This is a genomic window from Saprospiraceae bacterium, from assembly GCA_016719615.1.
GTDB lineage: Bacteria > Bacteroidota > Bacteroidia > Chitinophagales > Saprospiraceae > Vicinibacter.
In genome coordinates this window covers 2,113,938-2,130,265 of record JADJYQ010000001.1, presented here as the reverse complement: position 1 = coordinate 2,130,265, position 16,328 = coordinate 2,113,938, and the positions used below count along the sequence as shown (strand labels likewise).

Sequence of the window (16,328 nt, the reverse complement as noted above, 5' to 3'; positions counted from 1 at the left end):
CTTAGGATAGCGTATTTAAATTGCTGGATGACACATCCGACTAGTCTTGATGTGTTTACACTGTTTAAATACCTCCATCTGCTATGATGTTGCCTTGCATTTTTTTATTAGTGAGTCCGTCGAAAGCCACTTACTTTTGCCCCCGTGGAAGCATTTTTAGCTCGTAGTTTTATCATCAAAGGTATCAAGGACCCGGTATTGGCTGCCCGAATCATCAGTTTGGGACTATATCCGGGCAGAACCCTACATGTATGGAGAAAGTCACCCTGGGGCGGAGCTTTTTATGTTTCGGTCGACAGATGTCATTTTGCCTTGAGAGAGGATGAATTTCAGGAATGAGAACTCGAAGAATTGGATTTAAACACTCACCATGCTTAAGTTGGCATTAATTGGCAACCCGAATAGTGGTAAGTCGAGTGTTTTTAACGCTTTGACGGGACTCCATCAAAAAGTAGGTAATTACCCGGGAGTTACCGTTGAAGTACATTCGGGAGTCATTAAAGGCTTACATCATGAACCTATCGAAATCATAGATTTTCCGGGAGCATATAGTTTGCATTCGAATACATCCGATGAATTTTTGCTTACCCAGGCTTTGCTGGATGAAAAAGCTTCTTTTCAACCGGATGCTATATTGTACATCGCTGATATACAATTGCTGGATAAGCAGTTGTTGCTGCTCACCCAGATCATCGATTTGAAAATACCGGTGTTAGTGTGTTTAAGCAATTGCGATCAGGTCGATCAAAAGACCATTGACGTGCACAAGCGATTTATGGAGCAGAAACTGTTATGTAAAACAATTCCGGTGAGCACAAAAACCGCATTGAATCTTGAATTGCTCAAAACAGAAATCAAAAATTTAAGAGCATTCATTGAAAATGCAAGTGCCAAAGAAATATTTTTTAAACTCTCGCCTGAACTTCTTGAAGAATTTGAGCAATCGAAGGACCAACAAGCTCCATATCATTTTTATTTATGGAAACACTACGCACAAAGAATTGATGAATTTACATCCCAGCAGACATTTGACAAAAAAATCACTGAGCCTCCAAATTGAGGAAACAATGTCGAGGTATCACTTGATTGAATCCTGGATTGCAGAAAATAAATTAGGAGGCGCTGAACAACTCAATACGCGGACATTGCGATTGGATCGGTGGCTAACACATCCTATGCTTGGGGCTGTTTTTTTTACAATGGTCATGTTTTTGGTCTTTCAGGCCATTTTTTCCTGGGCATCTATCCCGATGGATTATATAGAATCCGCATTTGCTTCTTTACAAGGTGTATTGAGTGAAATGCTTCCTCATGGATGGTTGTCCGATTTAATTCTAAAAGGGATCATTCCGGGATTGAGTGGCGTACTTGTTTTTATACCGCAAATTGCCTTGTTGTTTTTATTAATCGGATGGATGGAAGAATTGGGATACATGGCCCGGGTTGTTTACATGTTTGATCACATTCTCCGGAAATTCGGATTAAATGGAAGATCACTGGTTGGATTGATCAGTGGCGGAGCATGTGCAATTCCGGCCATCTTGTCAACGCGAAATATCAATAATAAAAGAGATCGTTTGGTCACCATGTTTGTGATCCCGCTGATTCCATGTTCTGCCCGTATTCCGGTATACACCGCATTGATAGGTTTTGTGGTGCCCTATGAAGAAGTTTTTGGAATATTCAACAGTCAGGGCATTGCATTCATGGGATTGTACTGCCTGGGTATACTTTTGGCTTTGCTTACAGCTGCGATCATTCGATTTTTTGTAAAATCAGATGATTTGAGTTATTTGATTTTACAACTTCCGGACTATCGATGGCCTAGTTTGAAGAATGTTCTGCTGGTTGTTTATGATAAAGTGAGAACATTTGTCATGCAAGCCGGGAGCATCATTTTGATCATCAGTGTAGTTTTGTGGTTTTTGGCGAGCTTTTCCTGGAGTGGCGAATTGCAACAAGTTGAAACGGATTTGCGGGAAAAAGGCAGATTAGAACAATTAGATCCGATACAATTGGAAAATGAAATAGATGCTACGAAGTTGGAGCATTCTTTTGCCGGAAAAATTGGAAAATTTATAGAGCCTGTATTTGAACCGCTCGGATTTGATTGGAAAATTTCCATTGCATTGATCACTTCATTTGCAGCCCGTGAAGTTTTTGTAGGAACCATGTCAACTATTTACAGTTTGGGTACTTCTGAAAATGAAGTTTTATTGAGACAAAAAATGGCGCAGGAATTGCGACCGGATGGATCTGTATTTTATAATTCAAAAACAAGTTTGTCATTGATCCTCTTTTATGCATTTGCCATGCAATGCATGAGTACATTTGCCGTCATGTGGAAAGAAACAAAGAGCAGGAAGTGGCCTGTAATTCAATTTGTTTATATGGGAGCACTTGCTTATCTCAGCTCCTGGTTAGCCTATCATTTTTTTTAACGGCTCGTATCTGGTGAAGCACCCGGTAAAATTTGTGGATTTGCCGGCGGTGGTGTTTGTGTTGCGGGTTGAGCTTGATGCAAGCCTTCTACTTTATAAACCAAATATTCGGTATCCCCACGCAGTGAAATTTTAATGTATTTTTGTTTATAGTGTAAGGTGACTTTGCTACCTGATTTGGAGGCTTCTTCAACATCTTTTGCTACTTTAGAATTGGTCACAGAAAAATACCAAACATTATCAGATGGTAAACCTTTGGTAGCAGTGCCTCCAAAGAATCCAAAATTCAATTCACCTTCATAAGTTTTGAAAACATATCCCTTGTGACTGATTTTCGTTACGTATCCTGTGCGTGTGCCTTCGCTGTAATCGGCGAAAAACAGGTAAAGCAATAAAGCTAAACCCAAAGCCACTAAAATCATGAACGTAATTTTTATATAACGCCACCATTTTTTTCCGCTGGTGACCATTTGCTCTTTAATGCTCATTTATCGTTTGTTTAGCGGCAAAGTTATGCCTTCTCATGGTAATATTCAAATGGATATACATCCATAAGATTCAACAAAAAGGATGGCAAATAAGTTTCCGCATGGTGTGTGATGAAAGTGAGTGGCTGTTGGGGTACTTTTGAATGCATGAAGGGTTCCCGCTGATTTCGCAGATAAATTCTGTAGGATGAAGCCAATCTGCGCTTTCTGCGGGAACTAAATCTGCGGAAATCTGCGGGAACCCCAACGCAAGCATGAATTGAAAACCACATAACCCCATTACATATTCATCCACACCTTATCAAAATCCTAAATTAACGAATAGAAGAAAACCATTTAGCTTTGCATGTATTTTATAAAATGATCACAAGGAATCTACACCGATTGTCGCCTTAAGCACTGCACCCGGAATGAGTGCCATTGCGGTAATAAGAATGTCGGGTGAAAAATCTGTTGCGATTTTGAAAGCAATATTTTCAGTTAAAATATACAATCCAGCAATTCACCGCAATGTTTATTTGGCAAAATACGGGATGAAGCAGGTTTGGATTTAGATGAAGTTTTGGTAACTGTATTCAAAGCACCACATTCTTACACCGGTGAAGATGTGGTCGAAATCAGTGTCATGGTTCTGTATTTATCATCCATCGTTTATTAAATCTTGTGACTCGACATGGGGCAGAATTGGCAATGCCTGGCGAATTTACACAGCGCGCATTTCTCAATGGAAAAATGGATCTATCACAGGCGGAGGCAGTGGCCGACTTGATTGCTTCAGAAACGGAAGCTGCACATAGGCTGGCATTGAATCAATTGAAAGGAAGTATCCGGAATGAAATCGCGGAACTAAGAAGTCAATTGTTGCAGTTTCAAAGTCTCATTGAATTGGAACTTGATTTTAGTGAAGATGTGGAATTTGCTGACTGGCTGGTTTTAAAAATTATTGAACCAAATAAATAAACGCATCCAGGATTGCTGGATAGTTTTCAATTAGGAAATGCCATTCGCACTGGAATACTGACGGTGATTGCAGGAAAACCAAATGCCTGTAAATCAACTTTGCTGAATCTTTTACTCAATGACGAACGGGCGTTAGTATCTGACATACCCGGTACTACAAGGGATACGATCGAAGAACGGGCAAATATTCGCGGATTGTTATTTCATTTTATCGATACAGCCGGGCTTAGAGAGTCTGAGGACAAGATCGAGCAACTGGGGGTAGTCCGCGCAAAGGAGAAAATAAAACAGGCCGATATTTTGATCTACGTTTTTGATCCCGGCGAACTGGATGCTACAAGTTTAAAGTTAGAGATTGATGCTTTAAAAACATATGGTTCAAAAGTAATCGTTATTGCCAATAAAATGGATTTGTATCCCGAATATAAAATGCAATCATATACCGATATTCTTCCAGAACATTGTATCTTAATATCTTTAGCAGCTAAATCCGGACTCCATAAGGAAATTCTCATAAATGAATTGTTTCAACTAGGTACCGGCAATTGTCACCTGGAATCCATTCCCTTTGCCATCAATGCGCGGCACATGAAGTCGCTCGTACAAGCCCAGTATGCATTACAAGATGCCGAACGACTGTTAGTTACCAACGAGGCTACCGATCTGTTGGCACAGTCAATCCGTCGAATGAGTTATGAACTTTCGGAAATTAGTGGGGAAATTCACACGGAAGAGATTTTGGGGAATATATTTAGTAAGTTTTGTATCGGAAAGTAATAAATTTATACAAATTCACAAAAACATATGATAATTTTAGCTGAATGTTGATTTTAATGGCCTAGTTGGCTATGAACAAGCTTAATTTGTCTAAATTCGAATGGAGACATAATTCCAATTTTAACATTAGAGTCTCTCGATGTTCGAATGAATGATTCTCAGTAAATCATCAAAATCAGGTTGTCCTGAATAGTAAAGACTTTTCGTAGATTCATATCTTTCTTTAAATTTATCTCTAACTCGCGATTTGCCAATAGAAAGGCTTCGTTTTCCTTAATTGGGATATCAAAATCAGTTTTGGGGAACCTTAATTTTTTATGTTCTTGATACTGAGGAGTACCAATAAATTCTTAACTGTTCGTGTTGCAAAAGCATTGCTACATCATAGTATTGTCTAAGAAAATTTTGCTTGATTTCCCCGGATTCCAATTCATTTCTAAATTTTGTTGCTATTGTTTGAAGCTTTTCGATAAAGGTATATCTGGGTGATAGCAGGGTATATCAATTGCTCTATTATCAATTATCTCGGACTGAATTTGCGATATAGCCCTATCATAAGTCCAGGAAGAAATAGTAATCTTTTTATTGGGAGCCGCTTTATCAAATCCGACCTCGAGGAGAACTCCTTCTTTTGCTCCTGCTGTTGATGGAAAATAATTTTTATATAATAACCTTATTCCCCACTTAAATAAGTTTTATCATTATCAAATTCGTGATCCTAATTATTTTAGAAATACCCTCGATTTCAAACTCCTCGGACAAGTCATCATAAAATTTAATTCTCTTTGCTAATGTAGCTGGATTGGTATTATTGGGATTTAAATTTAATTCCAAACCCGTTGGCGGATGAATGTGAATATCAATGTCCTCTGAAAATCTTTCTATGATTTTATATCCTTTCGATAGGGATGTTCCTCCCTTCAATTCATATTCATATCCGTTTACTTTTAAAGCGTATAATACGTGCATAATCCAATAATCCTTTTCAATTAGTCCAGCATCTATATTCATTTCATCACTAAGAATACGGATAATATTTTTCAAATTCGGCATGATTATGTAAGTAAACCTTTTTCATGTAATATAAATTAAGCAAATGCAGCAGTAAGAAGTTTTTTTGTTCTTACATTACCATAAAGATTGAGATTGCGGTTCAGATTTCGTTTATTCATTTGCTGAGCCTTTAGCTTTACCTTTGTCAATACCATTTCCTGATCTTCTGCTAAATGGTCAAGATTATTTACTAATTCAACTATTAAATATTCTTCTGTTGCTTTTTTTGGAAAGGCAAACTTTTATGAAAATGAAAGAACGTTACCCAATTTTACTACGCCATGACGTTTCCGGTTATAAACTATTCGTTCATTGTACAATTGTGTAGTTCCTAAACCAAGGCTATTGTAGGCATTAAACGAGGTTATTAAAATGATCCTCTTTAAGAAAGGGCGCTTACAAGTTTTTTTCATCTGGAGGTACATTGCCAAAGACACTCTTTTCAGGAACATAGTAAAGCCCTTGAGATAATTTTTCTACGATGCCATCATCATGAAGTTGCTCCAAATGTCTATCTATCAATTTAGACCAAAGTAATAGATCTTCCCTCGGTAAACTGTACCTGGTTTAAGTTTTGCTTTTAATTCAAGTATTTTGCGTTCCATGTTTCTATGATTCACAAATTTACAGTATTTAAACCAAAATATATAAAATATAGTTCATAATTCATGCAAAAAATATTATAAATAACAGATAAACAAGCAAATATAATTATGTAGTGTTTCTTTATATAGAGAAGAAAGCTTGACCTTTCAGTAAAGAAATACAAAATTGTGCCTTATTTATACTAGTATAAAATGTTGATTATCAATATGTATTACTTTCTGTATCAGAAAGTCACTATACATTTGAAGTTTGAGGACGCAATTAGCGACCTCAGAAAGAGGTGGAATTGAGATGCTTCCCCCAAATATTTGATGAATCATAATATTTGAATCATTAGTTATACCCTAAATAACCTAAATTCAGGCATAATTGTAAACCCTACAATTTATATTTTAAAATTGCTTGATTGACTAGGGAGGGATGATATCACAATTTGTGATATCATCCTTGGGTAAACGTTCTAAATCTGATTCGTCTGAAGCTTTTGCTGAATTCGAGCTTTCGACGTTGGTGAATGTATTGAAATAAAAAAGCAAAGATTCACCTGTATTTAAAATATACAAGCATTTATATCGCTTTAGCAATTTCCATTGAATGCTTACCTGCATTTATTTGGTAAAAACGGTACATTCTTCACCATCGTTCGAATCTAGCCGAAAAATTTTATTTTATCGTATTTAAGAACGATATTGTGAAATATCGTCTATAAAGCGATATTTGCATAGACAAATATGATCTATGATTGCAGTCTTAACTGGAGATATTGTGTCCTCCCAGCCAGACCACAGCGCGTTTGGTTACCCCAGCTTAAGGGATCCTGAGCCAATATGGAACGGAGGGCAAGAACTGGGAAGTTTACAGAGGCGATAGTTTTTCAGATCGCGGTAAAAGCGAACTTGGCTTTGAAATTGGCTATTCACATCAAAGCGGGGATCAGGCTAAAGCCCGGATTGGATGTGCGCATAGGTATCGGTCTGGAAAGCAATCCTCGAAAATCGTTAAAATCACTGAAGCCTCCGGAGAGGCATTTATCAAATCCGGTCAATGTTTTGATAGCTTAAAAAAGCAAAATTTGGCTATTTTGTCGGGAGAAACGGATTTGGACAGGAGTTTGAATGTGATGTTCTCATTGGCTTTACTTACTATGAATGAATGGAGTGTTGCCGTAAGTAAAGTCATCGTCCAGAATCTGGAAAATCCCGGAAAGAGTCAATTAGAAATCGCTAAAAAAATGAAAAAATCTCAAAGCACGGTGAGTGAAGCTTTAAAAAGGGGAGGCTTTGACGAGGTGATGCAGATGGAAATTTATTTTCAGGAACAAATGGAACGCTTACCATGAACATATTACTCTTATTAATATTGGCGCATTTGCTTGGAGATTTCGTGCTGCAACCTGAGAAGTGGGTTAAAGACAAGGCAGCGCATCGGGGAAGATCTGTTTATTTGTATGTGCATATACTGGTCCATGCGCTATTGTTGCTAATCGTGCTTCAATTTAACTTCGATTATTGGCCGGTCATAGCCATCGTTGCAGGAACTCATTACCTGATCGATTTGATGAAGGTAACTTTAAGCGGAAAGTGGGGTGGCCAATTCTTATTTTTTGCTGACCAGATCCTGCATTTTGCTGTATTGTTTGCAGTTGCACATTATTATTTCTCAGTAAGTTTCTCAAATGATTTCTTGTTTGAAGATGCGACGATCTTGCTCATACTTGCCTTGGTTTGTATAACGCGGGTTTCCGCTGTGATCATGATGTTTTTGCTGGCTTCCTGGAAATTTGAAGACGCCGGTGCAGATGATCCCTCAAAAATGCAGGCAAGTACATAGGGATGTTGGAACGTTTATTTGTTTTTGGGTTTATTGTTTTAAATCAATGGCCTGCGATCGGATGGCTGATGGCTGCAAAATCGGTTTTCAGATTTAATGATCTCTCGCGGGCAAAGGACCGGAAACTCACCGAATATTTTCTGATAGGCACTTTGGTTAGTTTTGGATTGGCTATTGCATTTGCATTGTTGTATCAGTATTTTTTAAAGGAGATCTCATCACCTATAAACTGATATTTTTCAGCATTGATTTTATCAACAACTTAGATACAAATTTCATACACTCGCTCATCCTGGAAAAATTAAACTGGCTTGTGTTAGAGTAAGCGCGGGACCGAAAAATTATTTTAGTGGTTGATTTATTTATCTCGGATGATCCTGTATTCCAGTACTTTCGCTACTGCTTCCGTCCCAGAAGAGACATGTAATTTCTCATAGATATGGCAGATATGTGAATTCACTGTTGCATAAGATACGTTACATTCTTCTGCAATCTTTTTATAACTATAGCCTTCTACCAGGAATTTCAGTATTTCTGATTCGCGTGCAGTAAGGTTAAAGTCATTTTTTGGAATGTGATGGTGTTTATTGTTAAACAAGGTAAGGACCTGCTTGGCTACAGTAGGCGTCATCGGAGCTCCTCCTTCAAGGAAATTGGCTCTTTATCAATTTCAATCCTTCAATACCATCTACATGCGGCATATTAATATCCATGAGAATAATATCCGGTGTATTTGCTGCAATTTCTTTTAGTACATTGCGACAGTCATTATAGACATTTTTACAACTAAAGCCTGTCGTTGAATTGATTAACAATTGCAATAAATCCCTTCTGGGTTTGTTATCATCAAAAATGGATATTTTTAGATTTTGCACAAGACAAATTTAAGATGACAATCTGAGATGAACATCAATGATTTCATTGATTTATTTTTAAACTGAATAAATTATAAAATCGAATTCGATCAGTGTGCCTTTATTTGGAGTTGAGCTAATACTAAATTTGCCATTCAAATCTTCAGCCCGTTTCTGCATATTGTAAAGTCCGTTGCCACTAAAATTCTTTATGATGTCTTCATCGGGTTTATGCAATTGATTCCTTCAACATTCTGGCTGTATTCAAAACCCTTACCATCGTCTTTTTTATACTTATACTCAATCTTCTATTTAAATAGGCTATGTTGAGCCAGAAGTTCTTGCAGTTTGAGAATTTTGCAACATTGTTGATAGCTTCTTTTACAATAAGATAGACATTTTTTCGCTGCTGCATATTCAACTCGAGTAGATTGACCTGTGGCTGAATATCAAAATGAATCTGGATATTCTGAGGTTCAGGATTTCGAATGCGAAGGCCAGTGCGGTTGACGACACTATCGAAACGATCATTTTTCACATTTACGGCCCACACAATATCACTCATAGATTCCATAATATTCTCAGAATTATGATTGATGTTATTGAGTAATACATTTACTTCTGGTTCATTCGATTTAATTTTTTGCTGAATTAATGAACTGGCCAAAGAAATACTACTTAGTGTACTCCCGATTTCGTCGTGCAAATCTGCTGCAATGGATTTCGTATGGCTTGGATTTTAAAGCCTGGCGCAATCGGTATTGATAAAACAAATAAATTCCGCCCATAACAGTGATCAAAATGCAAATTCGGAACCACCAACTAGCCCACCAGGAGGGATGAATGATAATTTCTATACTTGCAGGTAATTCACTCCAAACGTTCGAACTATTCGCGGCCGAATACTCAAAGTATATTGGCCAGAACTGAGATTCGTATAGGTTGCTTCATTCGTTGTTCCTCATCAATCAGTCCTATTAAATCCATCCATTTTGTATTTATAGCGATTTCCAGAAGGATTGGTTAGGTCCAATACCGAGAACCCAAAACTTATCATCCTGTGATTGTATTGAAATTCGAGTCGCTTACAATGTTCAATAGGCAAAGGGAGTTTATAAGTTTCTATCGATTCTGATGAGTCACCCGTATTATAAAATATTTCTTTGTTTAATAATTTAATTCTATTGATTACTATTCGTGAAGGTTTCTTATTTTTATAATAGTTCTCCGGGTCAATACTTGTCCAGCCATTCACTCCTCCAAAAATCAATTTACCTTCATCAGAATTGAAATACTGTGTTCTGTTAAATTCATTTCCGGGAAGTCCATCTTTTGAAGTAAAATTTTGAATTTCTAAATTACGAGGATTAAATTGACAAAGTCCGTAATTTGTGCTTATCCAAAAGATTGCCATGCTGATCACTTTGAATGCCGTAAATGACATTATTAGGTAATCCATCCATTATCGAATATCTTGTGAATCGTTCGGATTGGATATCAAACTTATGCAACCCTCCTCCATCAGTTCCTACCCATAAATACCGTGTAGGTTCAACAGGATCAAAACAAAGTGACAATACATAATTAGAAGCAAGGCTGCTTTGATTATTCTTTTCAGCTTGAAATTTTTTTCCATGTTTCAGTTTTGGGATTAAAATTAAAGAGGCCATGTATTGTCGCAAGCCAAAATTGATTTCCTTCAGTAAATTTCCAATCACAAATAAAATTACGATCTCCCTGGTATTGGTTTATAGGAAAGTAAAGAAACTTAATATTATTAATGTTTTGTTCTTGACGATAAATTCTAGGCAACGTGTTTTCTTCAACAGAACACAACCATATATCTCCATTGAGATCCGAAAAAAGGACTGGATATGCATCTTTAGGATTAATTGCTTTCTTAACGTAACTATGATCATCAGGATCTATTTTTAGGGTATAATATTTTAACAGATGATCGGCGATGCACCAAAGTGAATTATGTCTATCAAGTGCAAATCTCCTATGCACCCAATTTTTTAGAAGACCTTCATTCTCCAGATTTAATTGATTGATAAAGTTTAAATCAAAATTCTTGAATTTGTTTCTGTATAATTTTCTTTCATTTTTATCATACAAAATAAATTGAGGCTCCCCTGTAATTAAAATTGACTGGAGCAGAACAAGTCATTTCGGGCACTCAATTTTATCAACCCATACCCATTCGTTCCACACCATATGTTATCATGCTTATCCTGGCATAAAAATTTCAAAGATAAATTATCCCATTTATTTTGAAATATTGGATTGATTTTTACAGTATCCAAGATTCCCTTCTCGGAATTAATACGAAGAAAATTCAAGAGCACCTTGGTTTTATCCAAATGCGATTGTTTCGATCGAAAAATAATTGATTTACTCTAGTCTCTGAACAGACAGAGACCTGAAAGTCAGGCATTAAGGATTGAGTGCAAAGGTCTATTTTCGAAATACAATTTTGAATCCAGGAAATAGAGATTTTGAAGTAATTGATATTTATCAACAGAAGTCTGCACATAAGGTGCAGCAGTTGGATGCAAAAGAATACTTTTTGCATCGATCAGATAAGATTCTTTATCAGTAGAAAAATTATAGCCATACACTACTTTATTTTCTGCATACCACAATGTACCATCTTTTGTAATAGCAAGTAGATTAAAACCATTTAAAGGGAGGTCAAGATTTTTTAATCCGGGATACAATTCAAGCAACTTCGTCTGAGGCAAGTAGGATAAAGTATTGTTGATGTTTTCGAAGAAATGACTTGTATTTTACTTCCTGTCAAATCATGAATAATAATTTGCCGGAAAAATCTTCAATGATCCTTGAAACATTATGAACCTGGTCATTTGATTGAATCGCTTTGTCATTTGAAATATGAATAAATCGTTCATGCTTTCGATCAAAGAGCTCCAAGTCCGGAAAATTCGTTGCCAACCCAAAGCAAGTTCCTTGAATCAACATAAACAGCCGTGATAAAATTCTCCGATATCGAATAAAGATTATCAGGATCGTTGCGAAAGACACGAAATGAATGTCCATCATAGCGGTTTAATCCATCTTTTGTTGCAATCCAAAGATATCCTTCCTGATCTTCGGCGATCCCATTAATCTGTCCTTGTGAAAGCCCTTGCTCCGGGCCAATCAACTCTATGTTTAGTTCGAGAGAATCTCTTATACTTAATAGTTTCTGAGCGGGTAAGCATTCAGTTAATATTAAACATAAGAAAAGACAATAAATTAAACGCATAGAATTTATTCATACAAAGATACATGATTATAGAATCAATGGTTAAGGTCTTAACTCAATGGAATCATTGATAAATATCGCAATTGATCTTGAACTTCAATGATTTCAATAATAGACTGCATACTGAATGCAAAGCAACTTTGTGACAACAAGTAAAATATCTATTTTTTAACTACATAAAAAATTTCAATATGAAAATGAAACTTTTGCACTTAGCAAATTTGATTGCTATTTTATGCTCAGTGATTCCTGTGACAGCGGAAAGCGTCAATCCTGTCGCAACACATAAAATGAGCTTGATAGCACCTCCTTACTATGGAGAACTATCTGTGAGTGTTGGGACTGCATCGCAAACGCTGACTACTCAAAATGTTTGGTATAAGCTCACTGGTTTTACAACCAATGGGGAGAGTTCTGAAACTACTCCGGATCATATCAATGATAAAATTACTGTAACCAATGGCGATTATTATCAGGTCAGCTTATCTGGAAATATTGTTGTAACAAAAAGCGAAGTGTTCAAACTGGCTATCTATGTTGATGGAGTTGCGCTTCCAGAAGCTACTCAACAATTTTTAGATAAAGACAATGATAATGAAAATGCATTATCAATTAAAGCCATTGCGTACATCGGTGCAGGAAAGGCCGTGGAGGTTTATGCTACATGTACATCAAAAATGGTAAGAATGTAATGATGCGGTACGCAACTTTAATCGTATCATCGGTTAAGGGTGAAACAGGTGCCCAAGGTCCACAAGGCGCAACCAAACCCAGGCGAACAGGGACCACAAGGTGAGCAAGGAATACAAGGCGAACAAGGAATCCAAGGCGAGCAAGGAGAGCAAGGCCCAACAGGCCCAGAAGGTCCAGCAGGCCCCCAAGGAGAACAAGGCGAGCAAGGAATCCAAGGCCCAACAGGCCCAGAAGGTCCAGCAGGGCCTCAAGGAGAACAAGGCGAGCAAGGTGAAACAGGTCCAGCGGGTCCACAAGGCCCCGCCGGTCCACAAGGTCCACAAGGAGATCTTGGTGCGACTGGCCCAGAAGGTCCAATTGGCCAGGAGGCCCCGGGGACTGGTGAATAGTGCCGGAGGGGGGGGCGGCCCCCCCCCCTCCCAACCGGGCCCCCGGGGAAATGTTGGTGCAACAGGCCCACAAGGTCCAATGGGTCCACAAGGTCCTCAAGGACCAGCTGGTTTACTCACTCCAGGTACAGCAGCAGGAAATACACCATACTGGAATGGTTCACAGTGGGTAGTCAATTCCAGTAATATTTTTACCAATGGAGGGAATGTTGGAATCGGAACATCTACACCTGGAGCAAAGCTGGAAGTAGCTGGAGCGGATGCCTTGATTAATGGTCTAAGAGTAGGAAAAGGCGGTGGTACAGGAAATGAAAATACTGCTGTTGGTAATGCCGCTTTACAAAATAACACAACAGGAAGCAGGAATACTACATTAGGTTCTGCATGTCTTTTAAATAACACAACAGGTTCTGATAATGTCGGGATTGGAAGAATGGCATTGCTTAGTAATACCATAGGGTCTTCCAATGTTGGAATTGGAGGTAATGCAATGCTATCCAACACGACCGGTAGTTTCAATATTGCAATAGGGAGTCAACCTCTTCCAGCAAACACTACTGGAAGCGCAAACATAGCAATGGGAAATGGTGCATTATATCGAAATACCACAGGTGGTGATAATATTGCTTTAGGATATTTTACCCTTTGGAACAATACAACAGGCAATAGCAATGTCGGCTTAGGTGCTTCTGTTCTTAATGCCAATACAACCGGAAGTCAAAATACCGGGACAGGTATTTTATCACTTGAAAGTAATACAACAGGTTATAATAATACAGCTAATGGTATTTTTTCATTGCAAAGTAATACAACAGGATTTAACAACACTGCTGTCGGTATTAACTCTTTGCGGTCAAACACCACTGGAAACAATAATACTGCTTTGGGTTCTGGAGCTAATGTTGCATCGGGCAATTTGAGCAATGCCACCGCTATAGGTGCTAATGCTGTGGTCAGTGCAAGCAACAGTCTAGTGCTTGGATCTGGTGCTAATGTAGGCATCGGTACAACATCACCTACTGCAAAATTTGAAGTAGTTGGAGGTGATGCATTAATTAATAGCGTTCGGGTTGGCAGAGGAAATGGAAATCTTATTGAAAATACTGCAGTGGGATACGAAGCTTTGCAAAATAGTGCCAGTGGAGAAACACTGCGATAGGTAAGCACACTTAAATCACTTACCACTGGATTTGGCAATACAGCTGTTGGATCAAGTTCGATGTCTGGTGCCGTTTCAGGTCATCAAAATACAGCATTAGGTTGGAGTCCCTCGAGGTAATGCAACAGGCGGTGCAAATACCGCAATCGGAAGCTGGACCCTATTAAGAAATACCTCAGGCGTAGGTAATATAGGTTTAGGAAACTATGCATTGATAAATAATGATAATGGAAATTGGAATGTTGCAGTTGGTTATGAGTCACTAGGAGGTAATACAAGTGGCACCGATAATGTGGCCGTAGGTAGAGCATCGCTATATAGCAATACAACAGGACAAAATAACTCTGTTTTAGGGGCAAGAGCTATGAGTTTTAATGAAACAGGCATTCTCAATACCGCCTGTGGTACACAGGCTCTGCAAGATAACGTTTCAGGAAGCAGAAACTCAGCCTTTGGATTCAGGGCTAATGTAGGAGCAGGTGATCTAACCGATGCAACTGCAATTGGTGCTGATGCAATTGTCGATGCTAGCAACAAAGTTCGCATTGGTAGTGGATATGTCACCAGTATCGGTGGTCAAGTTGGCTGGACTATTTACAGCGATGTAAGGGTAAAAGATCGGGTTAAGGAAAACGTTCCGGGGTTGAAATTTATTAATGCCTTGAAACCTGTGACCTTCCATTACAATATTGCTAAGCAGAATAAATTGATGGGAATTGAATCGAAGATTGAAAGTAGAGATCGCAGTGAAATTGAAGAAATTCCATTTACAGGATTCCTTGCTCAGGATGTCGATGCAGCAGCTCAAAGAATTGGATATAACTTTAGCGGTATAGACAGAACCGGAAAAATTATGGGTTTACGTTATGCTGATTTCGTAGTACCAATTGTAAAAGCGGTGCAAGAACTTTCCGATAAAGTAGAAACTATGAATGCTCCCGCAGTAGCTGATCAGGTAAAAATGACAGCTTTGGAAAATCAGGTCAATGATCAAAAACAAATCATCGGTGATCAACAAAAACAAATCGATGATTTGAATTCAAACTGGATCAAGTGCTCAATAAGTTGAACGCATTTGATGAATCTTTATCAAAATGTTGTACACAGGCCGAAGATCATCATAAAGTTCATGAAAGCGATGCACCAAGACTGGAGCAAAATGTTCCTAATCCATTTGGTCATTCTACTTACATCAAATTTTATATACCCAAAGCTTCTAAATCTGCGAAGTTGATGATTACGGATGAACGCGGAAGTGTGGTGATGGAATTTGATCAACTTGAAAAAGGTTTCGGTACGGTTAATATCCAATCTTCCAGCTTTGCAAGCGGTACGTACTATTATTCTTTGGTTATCGACGATAGAAAGGTTGAAACGAAGAGTATGATCTTTAATTATTAATAAGAGTTTTAACCTACTTCTTATAATCCTTTGAAACAAGCCGACTGAGTTCAGCCGGCTTGTTTTATTAAGTGCGTTAAGCGACTCTCTCGAATCTGACTGAAAGCATTAATACCAACTAATGTAGTTACTAAATACCGAAACAAGCCCTCTTCAAGGTGGCGAATTTTGGCATTAAAAATGTATATTTACAGATTATACAAGATAAAAATCGGGTGATAAGCAATTGTAGTCTGTGTTGGAGGATGTTTGTATCCTTTGCTTGAGTGTTATTTGGAGTCACTCTGCATTTGCACAATATTACAATGAACACCATATTGCTCCTGCACCCTGGCTGTACTGGCATGATGCAAATGAAATCATACTAGCCACACCTTCTGATACCAACATCAATATCGAAGTCCGTAAA

Annotated in this window: 14 protein-coding genes and 5 pseudogenes; 11 read left to right on the top strand and 8 right to left on the bottom strand. The window is 38.0% G+C overall.

The genetic code is table 11. The features are described 5' to 3' along the window. Positions 1 to 144 precede the first annotated feature (144 nt). From IPM92_08800 to IPM92_08790, 3 genes are read left to right on the top strand one after another with little or no spacing between them, the layout of a single operon-like run. Positions 145 to 339 carry a ferrous iron transport protein A gene (locus tag IPM92_08800; protein ID MBK9108453.1) on the top strand — a complete coding sequence of 65 codons (195 nt, stop codon included), beginning with the start codon at positions 145 to 147 and terminating at the stop codon, positions 337 to 339. Between the two features lie 31 nt (positions 340 to 370). Further along, a complete protein-coding gene (locus tag IPM92_08795; GenBank protein MBK9108452.1) occupies positions 371 to 1,060 on the top strand; it encodes a 50S ribosome-binding GTPase in 690 nt (229 codons plus the stop codon). A gap of 7 nt (positions 1,061 to 1,067) precedes the next feature. Continuing rightward, positions 1,068 to 2,441 carry a ferrous iron transporter B gene (locus tag IPM92_08790; protein MBK9108451.1) on the top strand — a complete coding sequence of 458 codons (1,374 nt, stop codon included), beginning with the start codon at positions 1,068 to 1,070 and terminating at the stop codon, positions 2,439 to 2,441. Here the strand turns inward: IPM92_08790 and IPM92_08785 are convergent. After that, positions 2,438 to 2,929 carry a hypothetical protein gene (locus IPM92_08785; protein ID MBK9108450.1) on the bottom strand — a complete coding sequence of 164 codons (492 nt, stop codon included), beginning with the start codon at positions 2,927 to 2,929 and terminating at the stop codon, positions 2,438 to 2,440. The two genes, IPM92_08790 and IPM92_08785, sit on opposite strands and share 4 nt — an antisense overlap. Before the next feature lie 410 nt (positions 2,930 to 3,339). On the opposite strand from IPM92_08785, the pseudogene mnmE reads away from it, so the two are divergent. Then, positions 3,340 to 4,666 (top strand): annotated as a pseudogene (mnmE, locus tag IPM92_08780) (tRNA uridine-5-carboxymethylaminomethyl(34) synthesis GTPase MnmE). Positions 4,667 to 4,792: 126 nt separating this feature from the next. On the opposite strand, the pseudogene IPM92_08775 reads toward mnmE, so the two are convergent. Continuing rightward, positions 4,793 to 5,744, bottom strand: a pseudogene (locus tag IPM92_08775) (nucleotidyl transferase AbiEii/AbiGii toxin family protein). A 1,408-nt stretch (positions 5,745 to 7,152) separates the two neighbouring features. On the opposite strand from IPM92_08775, the gene IPM92_08770 reads away from it, so the two are divergent. The 3 genes and pseudogenes from IPM92_08770 (at position 7,153) to IPM92_08760 (ending at position 8,388) form a co-directional block, all read left to right on the top strand. Further along, positions 7,153 to 7,386 carry a hypothetical protein gene (locus IPM92_08770; GenBank protein ID MBK9108449.1) on the top strand — a complete coding sequence of 78 codons (234 nt, stop codon included), beginning with the start codon at positions 7,153 to 7,155 and terminating at the stop codon, positions 7,384 to 7,386. Positions 7,387 to 7,397: 11 nt separating this feature from the next. Beyond that, a complete protein-coding gene (locus tag IPM92_08765) occupies positions 7,398 to 7,664 on the top strand; it encodes a helix-turn-helix domain-containing protein (protein MBK9108448.1) in 267 nt (88 codons plus the stop codon). Then, a pseudogene (locus IPM92_08760) lies at positions 7,661 to 8,388 on the top strand (DUF3307 domain-containing protein). Before IPM92_08765 ends, IPM92_08760 begins: the two are co-directional and overlap by 4 nt. A 125-nt stretch (positions 8,389 to 8,513) precedes the next feature. Here the strand turns inward: IPM92_08760 and IPM92_08755 are convergent. The 6 genes and pseudogenes from IPM92_08755 to IPM92_08730 form a co-directional block, all read right to left on the bottom strand. Then, positions 8,514 to 8,970: pseudogene (locus tag IPM92_08755) on the bottom strand (response regulator transcription factor). A gap of 268 nt (positions 8,971 to 9,238) precedes the next feature. Further along, on the bottom strand, positions 9,239 to 9,715 hold the full coding sequence (locus IPM92_08750; protein ID MBK9108447.1) for a hypothetical protein: 477 nt from the start codon (positions 9,713 to 9,715) through the stop codon (positions 9,239 to 9,241). 258 nt (positions 9,716 to 9,973) lie between these two features. Further along, on the bottom strand, positions 9,974 to 10,468 hold the full coding sequence (locus tag IPM92_08745; GenBank protein ID MBK9108446.1) for a hypothetical protein: 495 nt from the start codon (positions 10,466 to 10,468) through the stop codon (positions 9,974 to 9,976). A 155-nt stretch (positions 10,469 to 10,623) separates the two neighbouring features. Continuing rightward, positions 10,624 to 11,127: a hypothetical protein gene (locus tag IPM92_08740; GenBank protein MBK9108445.1), complete on the bottom strand. Its 504-nt coding sequence runs from the start codon at positions 11,125 to 11,127 to the stop codon at positions 10,624 to 10,626. A gap of 311 nt (positions 11,128 to 11,438) precedes the next feature. After that, entirely contained in the window at positions 11,439 to 11,753 is a 315-nt protein-coding gene (locus IPM92_08735; GenBank protein MBK9108444.1) for a hypothetical protein, read from the bottom strand. Positions 11,754 to 11,929: 176 nt separating this feature from the next. Next, positions 11,930 to 12,277 carry a hypothetical protein gene (locus IPM92_08730; protein MBK9108443.1) on the bottom strand — a complete coding sequence of 116 codons (348 nt, stop codon included), beginning with the start codon at positions 12,275 to 12,277 and terminating at the stop codon, positions 11,930 to 11,932. Between the two features lie 191 nt (positions 12,278 to 12,468). Here IPM92_08730 and IPM92_08725 point away from each other — a divergent pair, with 191 nt between their 5' ends. From IPM92_08725 to IPM92_08710, 4 genes and pseudogenes are all read left to right on the top strand, one after another. Further along, positions 12,469 to 12,969: a hypothetical protein gene (locus IPM92_08725; GenBank protein MBK9108442.1), complete on the top strand. Its 501-nt coding sequence runs from the start codon at positions 12,469 to 12,471 to the stop codon at positions 12,967 to 12,969. Positions 12,970 to 13,008: 39 nt separating this feature from the next. After that, a pseudogene (locus IPM92_08720) lies at positions 13,009 to 14,518 on the top strand (hypothetical protein). A gap of 211 nt (positions 14,519 to 14,729) precedes the next feature. Continuing rightward, positions 14,730 to 15,587 carry a tail fiber domain-containing protein gene (locus IPM92_08715; GenBank protein MBK9108441.1) on the top strand — a complete coding sequence of 286 codons (858 nt, stop codon included), beginning with the start codon at positions 14,730 to 14,732 and terminating at the stop codon, positions 15,585 to 15,587. After that, on the top strand, positions 15,572 to 15,919 hold the full coding sequence (locus IPM92_08710) for a T9SS type A sorting domain-containing protein (protein MBK9108440.1): 348 nt from the start codon (positions 15,572 to 15,574) through the stop codon (positions 15,917 to 15,919). Before IPM92_08715 ends, IPM92_08710 begins: the two co-directional genes overlap by 16 nt. Positions 15,920 to 16,328: the final 409 nt, after the last annotated feature.